Origin of the sequence: Spirosoma sp. KUDC1026, from assembly GCF_013375035.1 — a bacterium.
GTDB lineage: Bacteria > Bacteroidota > Bacteroidia > Cytophagales > Spirosomataceae > Spirosoma.
This window is the reverse complement of sequence record NZ_CP056032.1, coordinates 3,807,125-3,819,660: the sequence shown is the minus strand read 5'-3', so window position 1 is coordinate 3,819,660 and position 12,536 is coordinate 3,807,125. Positions and strand designations below refer to the sequence as shown.

11 protein-coding genes are annotated in these 12,536 nt (G+C 52.5%); 5 read left to right on the top strand and 6 right to left on the bottom strand.

Annotated elements, in window-relative coordinates; translation table 11 throughout:
- Positions 1-34 precede the first annotated feature (34 nt).
- Complete coding sequence (queG, locus tag HU175_RS16000) at positions 35-979, bottom strand: tRNA epoxyqueuosine(34) reductase QueG (protein ID WP_176567547.1); 945 nt, start codon at positions 977-979, stop codon at positions 35-37.
- A gap of 184 nt (positions 980-1,163) precedes the next feature.
- On the opposite strand from queG, the gene HU175_RS15995 reads away from it, so the two are divergent.
- The 3 genes from HU175_RS15995 to HU175_RS15985 all read left to right on the top strand — a co-directional run bounded on the left by HU175_RS15995 (position 1,164) and on the right by HU175_RS15985 (position 4,176).
- Positions 1,164-1,748, top strand: a complete 585-nt coding sequence (locus HU175_RS15995; protein WP_176567546.1) for a nucleotide exchange factor GrpE — start codon at positions 1,164-1,166, stop codon at positions 1,746-1,748.
- A 97-nt stretch (positions 1,749-1,845) separates the two neighbouring features.
- Positions 1,846-3,012: a molecular chaperone DnaJ gene (dnaJ, locus tag HU175_RS15990; protein WP_176567545.1), complete on the top strand. Its 1,167-nt coding sequence runs from the start codon at positions 1,846-1,848 to the stop codon at positions 3,010-3,012.
- 147 nt (positions 3,013-3,159) lie between these two features.
- On the top strand, positions 3,160-4,176 hold the full coding sequence (locus tag HU175_RS15985; protein WP_176567544.1) for a zinc-binding alcohol dehydrogenase family protein: 1,017 nt from the start codon (positions 3,160-3,162) through the stop codon (positions 4,174-4,176).
- Positions 4,177-4,284: 108 nt separating this feature from the next.
- On the opposite strand, the gene HU175_RS15980 is transcribed toward HU175_RS15985, so the two are convergent.
- The 3 genes from HU175_RS15980 to HU175_RS15970 all read right to left on the bottom strand — a co-directional run bounded on the left by HU175_RS15980 (position 4,285) and on the right by HU175_RS15970 (position 9,109).
- Positions 4,285-7,251, bottom strand: coding sequence for a DUF2723 domain-containing protein (locus HU175_RS15980; RefSeq protein WP_176567543.1), 2,967 nt, complete (start codon positions 7,249-7,251; stop codon positions 4,285-4,287).
- Positions 7,252-7,490: 239 nt separating this feature from the next.
- Complete coding sequence (locus tag HU175_RS15975) at positions 7,491-8,375, bottom strand: bifunctional 5,10-methylenetetrahydrofolate dehydrogenase/5,10-methenyltetrahydrofolate cyclohydrolase (RefSeq protein ID WP_176567542.1); 885 nt, start codon at positions 8,373-8,375, stop codon at positions 7,491-7,493.
- 242 nt (positions 8,376-8,617) lie between these two features.
- On the bottom strand, positions 8,618-9,109 hold the full coding sequence (locus tag HU175_RS15970; protein WP_176567541.1) for a DUF4385 domain-containing protein: 492 nt from the start codon (positions 9,107-9,109) through the stop codon (positions 8,618-8,620).
- Between the two features lie 124 nt (positions 9,110-9,233).
- On the opposite strand from HU175_RS15970, the gene HU175_RS15965 reads away from it, so the two are divergent.
- Positions 9,234-9,944 carry a hypothetical protein gene (locus HU175_RS15965; protein WP_176567540.1) on the top strand — a complete coding sequence of 237 codons (711 nt, stop codon included), beginning with the start codon at positions 9,234-9,236 and terminating at the stop codon, positions 9,942-9,944.
- Between the two features lie 24 nt (positions 9,945-9,968).
- On the opposite strand, the gene HU175_RS15960 is transcribed toward HU175_RS15965, so the two are convergent.
- Complete coding sequence (locus HU175_RS15960; protein WP_176567539.1) at positions 9,969-10,598, bottom strand: pyridoxamine 5'-phosphate oxidase family protein; 630 nt, start codon at positions 10,596-10,598, stop codon at positions 9,969-9,971.
- A 16-nt stretch (positions 10,599-10,614) separates the two neighbouring features.
- Between HU175_RS15960 and HU175_RS15955 the strand changes: the two genes are divergently transcribed.
- The gene (locus HU175_RS15955; RefSeq protein WP_317167749.1) at positions 10,615-11,442 is read left to right on the top strand and encodes an SOS response-associated peptidase; all 828 of its coding nucleotides are present in this window, start codon (positions 10,615-10,617) and stop codon (positions 11,440-11,442) included.
- An 86-nt stretch (positions 11,443-11,528) separates the two neighbouring features.
- Here the strand turns inward: HU175_RS15955 and HU175_RS15950 are convergent, their stop codons facing one another.
- Positions 11,529-12,464: an ROK family protein gene (locus tag HU175_RS15950; RefSeq protein WP_176567538.1), complete on the bottom strand. Its 936-nt coding sequence runs from the start codon at positions 12,462-12,464 to the stop codon at positions 11,529-11,531.
- Positions 12,465-12,536: the final 72 nt, after the last annotated feature.

The following is a 12,536-nucleotide window of genomic DNA, read 5'->3' as shown; positions in this document are numbered from 1 at the left end:
GGTAGCAGTAAGATGAATAGAGGAGGGGGGCTATTTAGGCAGCGGGAAAAGGTTGACTGAACGCAATATTTCGCTTAAGTCCTTCTAATTTAGTACGTTTTACGGCCGATCGGCGGAAAATCTCCCGAAATACGTCGTCGGTAATTTCTTCCCAATCGGACTTTGAAAACGTCGTCAGTGCGGGGTGAGGCTGAAAAGCAGCAGTCTGATTCGGGCGCGCGAAGCGGTTCCAGGGGCAGACGTCCTGGCAAATGTCACAGCCGAAAATCCAGTTGTCGAATTGCCCACGAACGTCGTCAGGAATGGCTTCTTTCAGTTCGATCGTGAAATACGAAATGCACTTGCTGCCATCAACAACGTAAGGGCCGACAATAGCGTCGGTGGGGCAGGCGTCTATGCAGCGGGTACACGTACCGCAGTAGTCGGTTATAGGCCCGTCGGGTTCGAGTTCGAGGTCAAGAATGAGTTCACCGATGAAGAAAAAGGAACCCATGGTCCGGTTGATGAGGTTGGTATGTTTTCCGACCCAGCCCAGACCGCCCCGCTTCGCCCACGCCTTGTCCATTACCGGCGCCGAGTCCACAAAGGCGCGCCCGCCCACCTCGCCAATTTCCTCGTGGATATAAGCCAGCAATGATTTCAGCTTGTCTTTGATAACAAAGTGATAGTCTTCGCCGTACGCGTACTTCGAGAGTTTGTAATCGTCGTCCTCCTGAGGCAGCGTTTGGTCAGGATAGTAGTTTAGCAGAACGGTCAACACCGACTTGGCATCATCGACCAGTAGCCTCGGGTCGAGCCGTTTATCAAAGTGATTGGCCATGTAGTTCATCTGGCCATGCATTCCATTTTTGAGCCAGGTCTCCAGCCGGGGCGCTTCGTCGTCCAGAAAATCAGCTTTGGCCACCCCGCAGAAGTCGAACCCCAGCGACTGAGCTTTGGCTTTGATTAACTGCGTGTATCGGCTGGCGGCTGCGTGCATTAAACGGAATAAAACGGATGTATCGCCATAACATATTTCAAACGGAATAATTCGCTAAAAATGAAGAGATTTTGCGCCCTGTCAGTCAACGTTTTTCGTGTCAACTTGGCAGAAAAACGGGAATTGGCCGGCCTTTTGCCCATCTTTGCCTATGTATTTCTGGAAGAGAAATAAAGACTCAGTAATGGAAAATAAAGAAAACCTGGACGAAAATCCGGCTTCTGCCGCACAACAACCTGACAACCTGGCAACTGACGAACTGACAACCGACGAAGCTGTGGTTGTGGGTGAAGCAGACGAAACGGCGGCAGGGGAAACGAAAACTTCCGACGCAACCAGCCGTGAGCTTGCTGAATTGAAAGATAAATACCTGCGTTTGTATGCCGACTTCGAGAACTTCCGTCGGCGTACGGCGAAAGAAAAGCTGGAGCTGATCAGCAACGCCAACGAAGGCTTGTTGCAGGCGCTGATTCCGGTTGTTGACGATTTTGAGCGGGCTATGCAGTCGATCGACAAAACCGACGACGTTACCGCTGTGAAAGAAGGCGTATCTCTGATTTACAACAAATTATTCAAAACGCTGGAAACCAAAGGGCTCAAGCCAATGGTCTCGAAGGGCGAACCGTTCAACGCTGATCTGCATGAATCTGTAACGCAGTTCCCGGCACCCAGCGAGGATATGAAAGGCAAAGTGATCGACGAAGTCGAAAAAGGCTACTACCTCAACGACAAAGTGATCCGGTTTGCAAAAGTTATTGTAGGAAGTTAATCAATGGTGAATGAGTGAATGAGCGAATGAGTGAATAAAAAAGCCTGCGGCAGCCTATTCGCTCATTCGCTCATTCACTCATTCACTCATTCAAGATATGGCAACAAAGCGCGACTATTACGAAATACTGGGGGTAGATAAGAACGTATCGCCGGATGATCTGAAGAAGGCTTATCGGAAGATGGCGATCAAATATCACCCGGATAAAAACCCCGATGATCCAACCGCCGAAGAGAAATTTAAGGAAGCGGCCGAGGCTTACGATGTTCTGAACGATCCCCAGAAGAAAGCGCGTTACGACCAGTTTGGTCATGCGGGTGTTGGGGGAGCTGCCAGTGGCGGTTACGGAGCCGGTGGCCCATCGATGGAAGATATTTTCAGTCAGTTTGGCGACGTCTTTGGCGATGATTCGCCGTTTGGCAGTTTCTTCCGGGGCGCTCAGGGGGGCGGTGGTCAGCGGCAGCGCGTTCGTCGCGGTTCCGACCTGCGGATCAAACTGAAGCTGAATCTGCAGGAAGTGGCCAACGGGGTCGAGAAAAAGATCAAAGTAAAACGCCACGTTACGTGCAACACCTGTGGCGGGAACGGCTCCAAGAACGGTACGGCCGTGCAAACCTGTTCGACCTGTAACGGTACCGGCCAGACCCGCAAAGTAGTCAATACGATGCTGGGCCAGATGGTATCGACCAGCACTTGCCCAACCTGTAACGGCGAAGGAAAACTCGTGACCGATCGCTGCGACGTTTGCTTTGGGGAGGGACGCGTGCTGCAGGAAGACGTTATCCCACTCAAAATTCCGGCTGGTGTTGCCGAAGGTATCCAGCTGTCGGTTGGCGGGAAAGGAAACGTACCCCCGCGCGGTGGCGTAGCGGGCGATCTGCTGATCGTTATCGAAGAGGAGGAAGATGCTGATCTGAAGCGTGACGGTAACAACGTCGTGTTCGATCTGTACGTCAATTTCGTTGATGCCGCTATTGGTACCAGCGTTGAAGTGCCTACCATCGACGGGAAAGCGCGTATTACGCTTGATCCGGGCACGCAGAGCGGAAAAATCCTGCGCCTGAAAAATAAAGGCATCAAAGAACTGAACGGCTACGGCCGGGGTGATCAGCTCGTGCACGTTAACGTCTGGACGCCAAAAATCCTGTCGGCAGAAGAACGGTCATTGCTGGAAAAACTGCGCAACTCACCCAACTTTCAGCCTCGCCCGAATAAAAATGAGAAAGGCTTCTTCGACAAAATGAAGGATTTTTTTCACGGTTGATTGACCCGGAAATCGATAGCTATAGAGTACAGAAACCCCGCCAATGGTGGGGTTTTTATGTTTACATGCGCCAAACGCAATGGGTAAGTTTGACGGGAAATAAAAAAGCAAAACTGGGAATAGCTCCTGGTTACGTAGTATTGCAGAATGAAAAGCTTAGTTTGTACCACTCCCGGCCAGTTCGATTATCAAACTGGTGAGCAGCCAACCTTACAACCTGGTCACGCTATTATCCGAATCCGACGCGTTGGTATCTGTGGTACCGACCTGCATGCCTTTGAAGGGACGCAGCCGTATTTTAACTATCCGCGGATACTGGGGCATGAACTGGCTGGCGAATTGGTTGCCATTGACGGCGATACCGATTTTGAGGTAGGAGAGACTGTCACAATCATTCCGTATTTCCACTGCGGTCACTGCATTGCCTGTCGATCAGGGAAAACTAACTGCTGTGAACGGTTACAGGTTGGTGGAGTGCACATCGACGGCGGCATGACCGAGTTTCTGTCGGTGCCAGCCTATTCGCTGGTGCACAGCAACGGACTGGGCTTCGATGAACTGGCACTGGTAGAACCACTGGCGATTGGGGCACATGGTGTCCGACGGGCGGCTGTGCAAGCGGGCGAGCATGTACTGGTAATGGGAGCTGGCCCTATTGGCCTGGGCGTAATGGCATTTGCTAAACTAGCCGGGGCTACTGTCACGGCGCTCGACCTGAACGATAATCGACTGCAATTCTGCCGGGAGCAACTCGGCATTGACCATACCGTTAATGCCAGACAGGAGGATGCGCTGGTACAGATCCGACGTATCACTAAGGGGGATATGCCAACCGTAATTATCGACGCAACTGGCAGTCTGAAGGCTATCGAACAGGGATTTTCGTACCTGGCTCATGGCGGACGTTACGTGCTGGTGGGTCTGCAGAAAGGCAACATCAGCTTCAGTCATCCAGAGTTTCACAAGCGGGAAGCCACGTTGATGAGCAGTCGGAACGCGACCCGGGCCGATTTTGATCAGGTGATGAACGCGCTGAAAAATAAAGACATTGATCCGACCACTTACATCACTCACCGTGTTGCGTTTGATCAGGTAGCCACCGAGTTCGCATCCTGGCTCAACCCAGAATTGAGTGTTATCAAAGCGATGGTTAGTATTCCCTGAACGTACTGAAATCGATACCTGCCCATAATATCAGCCATTTCGTAAATAAAAAAGCGGTGCCAGATTGATCTGGTACCGCTTTTTTATTTACGAAATCACCGTTCTGGATCAACCAAAGGCGTTGATATGCTTCTGGAAGATGGCTTCGTATTTGGTAGCCGCTCCCGTTTGTTTAGCTTCCCGACAGGCATCGACGATGGTTTGCAGGATGTACAGATCAGCGTCGGGATTACCGAAACGATTGCCGGTTTTGTCATACGTCAGGTTCTGATCGGCACGGCTGGCCATCGTATCGGCAATTTCGAGCGCCTTTTTGTTGTCACCCACCGCAAACAGGAAGCGGACGTAGTTCGACGAAATCTGGTCGTATGGAATGCTCTTGTCCGGAATCACCTTCAGTGAGTAATTCAGCACCTCGCGGGCTTTGTCTTCCTTACCTTCCCGCAGAAGCTGATCGGCCAGACGGAAGAACGCAATCCGGGCTGAGATAACCGGTGGTCCTTTGTACGTATCATCGTAGTAAACATTTGGGTTGTCGAACTCGCGCCAGAAAGTTTTCTTAGTCATGTTGTTATACATGATGTCGGTGTTGACGTAGCCATCCGATGCGCCCGGTACCGCTACCGGCATCAGGCGGTAGGCATATCCTTCCAGTTGCAGGTAGTTTTTCAGGTTCAGGTAGCTATCCCCGCCCAGCGTGCTGGAGAAATAGATAGGCCGCTGCCAGTTGTTGGTCGCGATCATGTCGAGCATGATCAGGTCCGGCTTATACAGATCTTTCTTGCCAATAGTCCACTGCAGCGTGTCCTTCATAAACGGTTTCAGCGAAGTCGGTACGAAGTTGGCCTTATCAACAGCGGCTTTATCAATCGGCAGGAACAGCACCGACGAAGGTAGTACGCTCGTCATGTCGCCGTTCGTGAGTGGCACCTGAATGGCAGGGTTGCTGGTCCGGATCAGGTTGATGTACTGCTTCAGATCAATGCCGTTCTTTACACCCGGTACCTCGTAGAACGGTACGATGTCGTTCTTTCCTTTGTTGAACTGATCGAACTCCAGCGAGATCGGCAGGGCTTCTGATTCGTAGGTTTTCCGCTTCATCTGCTGGATGTACCATTCCGTACCCAGCAGACTCAGGTTACAGACCCGCACGTCGCGCCGGAATCCTTCGACCTCCTGGACGTACCAGAGCGGGAACGTATCGTTGTCACCACCGGTGAACAGAATCGCATTTGGCGCGCAGGAGTTCAGTAAGTTTTTAGCAAAGTCAACCGACTGGTAGCGGTTGTCGCGGTTGTGGTTGTCCCAGCTCTTGGCCCCCATCATGACCGGTATCAGTAGACACAGACCCGCTACGAGGCCGTTCCGCATAACATCCGATTTCAGGACGGTACGCAGACCTTCAGCAATGGACATAACGCCCAGACCCAGCCAGATAGCGAAGAAATAGAACGATCCGACGTAGATATAATCCCGTTCCCGGGGTTCAGACGGCGGGGAGTTCAGAAAGACCTGGAGGGCAATACCCGTGAACAAAAACAGCAGCCCAACGATCAGGAAATCCCGCCGACGACGGAAGTACTGGAACGCGATACCGAACAGGCCGAGCATGAACGGCAGCATGTAGAAGTTGTCGCGGGCTTTGTTTTCTTTCAATAAGTCCGGAGCATTCTGATCCGATGACCAGGGCAACAGATAGCCGGCACCTTCTTCATCGCTTTCCCGACCGGCGAAGTTCCACATCAGGTAGCGCCACCACATATGGCCTAGCTGGTAGCTGAACAAAAACTTGATGTTGTCGCCCATCGTGGGTTTCTGCCCTTCGGCAAGACCCAGCATCTGGCGGTACAGTTGCGGATGATTCTGCTGCGAACTGTACACCCGTGGGAACAGCATCTCGTCGCCGGGCGCATAAACGTACTCGGGCTGGTGATCGAAAATGACGTACTTGCTGCCTTCTTTTTTCCAGACCGGAGCACCCTGTTTCTGGTCAATTGGGCGTGACGTAAAGACCGGACCGTAGAGCAGCGACCGGCTACCGTACTGCTCCCGTTTCAGATACGACAGAAAGTTCAGCGCATCGTCGGGGTTGTTTTCGTTGATGGGTGGGTTAAAGTCAGCCCGGACCAGCACCTGCATATACGACGCGTAGCCGATCAGAACAAAAGCCAGCGCCAGCAGCGACGTGTTCAGGATGACGCGCTTCTGCCGCGCCGACCAGATGATTCCATACACAATGGCACCCAGGAAAACGACGACAAAGAAGATCGTGCCGGAGTTAAACGGCAGCCCGAATGTATTCACGAATAACCGCTCAACGGCAAATGCCATGGAAGGCAGCCCTGGAATAATACCTGAGTTGATGACGCCCAAGACGACCAGACCAATGCCGAAGGCGATGGCTCCGCCCCAGAACGTTGGTTTTGGTTGTTTCTTGAAGTAATAGATCAAGGCCAGCGCGGGCAGGGTAACCAGGTTCAGCAAGTGGACACCGATGGATAGCCCCGTCAGGTAGGCAATGAAAATCAGCCAGCGGTTGGCGGCAGCTTCATCATCGATCCGCTCCCATTTGAAGGCCGCCCAAACGACGATAGCCGTAAAGAACGACGACATGCCGTACACCTCGGCTTCAACGGCCGAGAACCAGAACGTATCGGAGAAGGTGTAGGCCAGCGCGCCAACGGCACTGCTTCCCAGCACCAGCAACGTATCGCCAGTGGTGTATTCGGCTTCGGACGTTGCGTCGCTTCGGCGGTCGAGGAGTTTCTGCGCCAGCATCGTAATGGTCCAGAACAGAAACAGGATGGTAAAGGCACTGGCCAGTACCGAGGCCATGTTGATCCAGTAGGCAACGCTGGTGAGGTTGCCAAAGGACATCATGGAAAAAAGGCGACCTAAGAGAAGAAAGAACGGAGCGCCGGGTGGGTGGGGAACCTGTAGTTTAAACGAACAGGCAATGAATTCGCCACAGTCCCAGAAACTGGCGGTTCGTTCGACGGTCATTGCGTACGTAACGAGCGCAACGGCGAAAACGAGCCAGCCTGTCAGGGTGTTCAGGCGTTTGAATGACTGCATACTAGTGAAATTAACGGACCTTTTGTGTAAGTGAGTCTGTCCAGACCGGAATCCTTCCAGACCAGACCGGGTCAAAAATACGTAAAAAGAAGCCCGTCCGTGGTAGGGCGGGCTGTTAAAGTTTGTTAAGCCAGGGATTGACAGGCCTAGGCAGCATGACTCCAGTCGTATACGTTGACCTGGATAGTGCGGGTTGGCTCTTATAAGCGAGAGTTTACGCTATATAGTCTACCGTAATTCTACCGAGCGTAGACTTCCCCCCGCGCGGCTTTCAGCGTGTTTTGCATCAGCGAGCAGATGGTCATCAGGCCGACGCCACCGGGAACGGGGGTGATGAAACTGGTTTTGGGGGCTACTTCGTCGAACTTCACATCGCCTTTCAGCGCAAAGCCGCTTTTTTTGCTGGCATCGGGAACGCGTTCCAGGCCCACGTCAATCACCACGGCTCCCTCTTTCACCATATCGGCCGTAACGAACTCTGGCTTACCCAGTGCAGCAACCAGAATGTCGGCCGTCCGGCAGATTTCGGCCAGATTCTGCGTCCGGCTGTGGGTTAACGTAACAGTGCAGTTGCCAGGATAGGTGTTACGCTGCATCAGAATCGACATCGGCAGCCCAACAATCTGGCTGCGACCAACGACGACGCAGTGTTTCCCCGACGTTTCGATGTTATACCGTTTCAGCATTTCCAGCACGCCCTGGGGGGTAGCCGATACGTAGGCAGGAAGGCCTTTTGCCATCCGGCCAATGTTGATCGGGTGGAAGCCGTCTACATCCTTGGCCGGGCTGATGGTTTCCATCACGCGGTCGGGGTTGATATGATCGGGGAGGGGGAGCTGTACGATCAGACCGTCCATATCGGGGTTGTCGTTCACTTCCCGAACAGCGTCTAGTAATTCGTCTTCTGTAACCGACGGTTCGAACCGAATGAGGGTGGATTTCATGCCGATCTCCTCGCAGTTTTTCATTTTTGAGGCTACGTATGTTTCCGAAGCGCCATTCGTACCAACGAGTATGGCGACGAGGTGAGGGATCTTACCGCCCTCTTCGCGAATCTGCGCGACTTCGGCCGCTATTTCCTGTTTGATTTGTGCCGAAAGCACTTTGCCGTCTAGAAGTTGCATAAAGGACTTTACTGATTTGGACATTGCCGAACTGGCTGGCAGGTCACTTTACCGATACGTTTAGGGCTGTGTCCGATGAAGCCGCAAATCTACGCAAGTTTCTTCGTTCTGTCTGTTCAGATAAACACCTGCAACTACTTCAGAGGGAAGGGGCAGAAAAATGAAGCACCCCAGCAAGTTGCCGGGGTGCGGGTGATTTATAGTACGTAGATAACCTCAGTAAATGGAAGTACGGGGCTACCTCAGCCGTACTTTTCCTGCCAGGATTTTTTCTGCTGTTTGTAGTCCGGGTCTTCGCGTGCTTCCAGATACTTACCGTAGAAGATCCGGGCCGATTCAGCTTTGACAGGATCTTCGTCGCGGGGAAGCTGGTCGCGTCCGTGGGCACCAGAGCGACCTTTCTGATCGTCAGGAACGGGCCCGTCGTATTTCTGTCCTGTCCGGTGATTGGCGTAGCGTCGGGAACGGGTGTAGCCCATTTGGAGAAACTTGCGTGCCATATCCATACCGATGAAATCACCTTTAGTTTTATAATCTAGAAAAAGCTGATAGATCTTCTCCGACGATTCTTTGGCAATCTCGGGCGTCCGAAAACGCCAGTACGGTACAATTTCGGACTTGTAGGGTTGCACCAGCAAAACGCCCTGTTCGCCTTTCCCAACCCGGTACAATTCCGGATGCTGGCGAAAGTCGATTGTCTGGAAATCGAGGGTATAGTCAAATGGTTTGCCCATTGGTATGTCCTGATAAGAGCTTCGGATAGTGGTTGCCTGACCGGATGAATAATGAACTGTTATAACACTCAACGAGCGTCAGAGGTTATTCTACGTATCGTTCATTTAGCAGTACCAGTCCCGCATGCCCAACTATTTACCTATTCTGCTTTTGTGGTTAATTGGTAGTGCCGCTGCCGGACAGGTGATCAAGAAGGATAGCTCGGCGGCTGACAAAAACGAACGACCCAGCAAACCGCGCTTTATTGCTGAACTGGACCAGCGTTTCTTCTATTTCAAAGACCGGCGGCAGCCCCTGTTTTCCAACTCTACCAACGTGTGGGGTGCCCGGGCGGGGCTGTTGTGGCCGAGTAACATAAAAACGGGCATTGGTTTCTACTACGCCAGCCACGCTGTTGATGGAATCTGGGGGGGCTATCAGGCCATTGGTCGACGGCTTACTTATGCAACTGTCTATGTTGAACCATACTTTTACCGACGCCGGTATTGGGAATTAAGTGCGCCCATCGAAGTGGGAGCGGGGCGTGTACAGTATAGTTTCACCCACGCGGACCAGGCTCAGTCACGTTCCAGTCGGAGTCTTATCGTGCCGTTGACGGTAGGTTTATCCGTGTCGCTCAAATTTCCTATGCTCTGGGGATTTAAACCGCTACGGTGGTTTGGCGTCAACCTGATTACAGGCTATCGATACACGCTGCGCGATGAGGTTGTGTCCCCACAGATTACCCTGAATGGCCTGTATTATTCGATCAGTCCCGCCATCTTCCTGGACCGGATTTACGCCGATTATGAAATCTGGCGAAAAAAGCACCGGCAGCGTAAAGGGAAAAGGTAAGCGAGTAACACAAGAAGACGAGCCCTAGGGTGCCAGCCAGCTAAGCTTAACGACGGGTTCGTACTGAAACATGGCCCGGGTTTGTCCCTGGCGGCTCAGGTGCAGGTACTCCATGTTCAGCACCCGGCACTCGATCACGGCAAAATTGTTACGTCCGGCTTCGCTGGCTGATTCCGAAGGTAATTCATTCGTAAACTGTTCGGGGAAGCCGGGGTAGGGAGCCGGAAGTTCTATACCGGGTTTTTTCTCTGACAGGTACAGCTTGCGGCTACTGGGTGATAATTCCGCCCATTGATCGTCGGCGACAAAATCGTCGGTATGCAGTCGGGTTTCAACAGTCAGACGAAGCTGAACCTGTTTTTCGGCGTCCCAGAACAGCAGTCCCGCGTTCGGGAATGTTTCAAGCTGAATAACTTTTTCGGCGCGGGCGTCGGTGTGAAACCAGACGTATTTTCGTTTCGGATCAACCTTGCGCAGGACGGTGATACGGGCATCGGCACCGTTGTGAGTACAGGTCGCAACGGTCATCGTTTTAAAACTGTTTTTCTCAGCTTCCGGCGCTTCAGCCAGTTGCTGCCAGCAGGATTGATCTAATTCGGTAAGCGTATAGGTTTTGCCGTCCAGCGTAACAGTTGAGTCGGTGAGTTGCTCCATTCGGGTTTATGCAATTATGGCTGTTCAGTGTAACCGGGCGGCACTTTACTTTGTTTATAGACTAGTCGGGTTTTACCAGCCCCGGCTAGTCTATGCCATGTGTTACCACAAATCGCTGAATGCCACCGAGGCCGAGCTGGAAAAGCGTTACAAAGCGCCCCTGCCCCCCGACGCATCGTATCAACCGGTTTATCACGCAAACGCGTATCAGTTTCCTAAGTGGCCGATTCTGGCGCGCTGGGATCAGGATTCGGACGAGAAACAGTTTCGGATGATTCAGTGGGGGCTGATTCCGCACTGGACAAAATCAGCAGACGATATCCGGACGAAGACCCTGAATGCCCGCGCCGAAACGATTTACGATAAGCCCTCATTCCGGGCGTCGGCCCAGTCGGGGAAACGTTGTTTGATCCCGGTAACGGGTTTCTACGAATGGTATACGCAGGGAAGCAAGAAATTTCCGTTTTATATCAACACCAGTGATCAGAAAATTGCGTCTATTGCTGGTTTGTGGGATGAGTGGGCCGACCCGGAAACGGGTGAACTGGTATCTACCTACACCCTCCTGACTACGGACGCTAACTCACTACTAGCAGCTATTCACAACGCCAAAAAACGGATGCCCTGCGTACTGACACCTGCTGCCGAAGAAGCCTGGCTGCAGGAAAGTTTATCAAAGGAAGACGCCCTGGCGTTGCTGGAACACACCTACCCGGTGAAGAACATGCACAGCTACAGCATCAGCAAACGCATTACGTCCCGCAGCGAACCCAGCGACGTACCCGAAGTTCTGGAACCGTCCAGCTACCCTGAGCTAACGACCCATAAGGAGTTGTTTAGTTGAAAACTGGAACAAGGATAGAATGGAGAAAGGAACAAGGATTTATGTAATCATTTCCTTGTTCCTTTCTCCATTCTATCCTTGTTCCTCTACAACAGTGCTGCCCCGAAAACGCCGGCGCTGTCGCCAAGCTTGGGTTTAAGGAAGCGGGTGTTCAGCTCGCCGGAATTGAAGATATATTTCCGGGCCCGGTCAACGCCTTCCGTATAGAGGAGATCGACATTGCCGACGCCACCACCCAGCACGATGGCCTGGGGATCAAGGATGTTAATAATGACGGAGATGGCCAGGCCGAAGTTCTCCAGCATCCGGTTGACGGTCTGACTGGCCACCAGGTCGTTGCCCAGGTTGTAGCGCTCCATGATCTCCTTCATGTTCCGCTCTTCGCCACTTACCTCGTGGTAATACCGTTGCAGGGCCGGGCCTGAAATAACCTGTTCCACACAGCCCCGTTTACCGCAGAAGCAGAGATGGCCGTTTTCTTCGAGCAGGTTGTGGCCCCATTCACCACCAATGCCCTGCAGGCCATTTACGACAAACGGCACCCCATCGCGGCCCCGGAAGACAACACCCCCACCAACGCCAGTGCCCATGATGACGCCAAATACCGTCTGAAAATCAGGAACAACGTCCGGAACAATACCCATCGTCGCTTCGGCCAGGGCAAAGCAATTGGCATCGTTGGCTACTTCGACCGGTACGCCCAGCAGCCGGGACAAGTCCTGCTTCATGGGTTTGCCATTCATGGCGGTCGTGTTGCAGTTCTTCATGATCAGCCGGGTCGGGTCGAACGAACCCGGCGTACCGAAGCCAATACGCTCGGGTGTGAGGTTCGTTTCGGCTTTGATCTGATCGATCAGCTTGACAACCTGACCCATGATGTGATCATAGCCCAGATGGGCCTCGGTATCGATCCGTTTACGAATAATAACGTTGTCTAACGAAGGAAGCTGGCCCTTTTCGGCTGAGAGAACAACCCCTTCGATTTTTGTGCCGCCTAAATCGACGCCCCAGTAGGTTTGCATTTATCTAGAGAAGGATTACTGAGTTAAACCAGATTCGGCTTGTATTGACTGACCTTTTTCAGAATTTTGTCC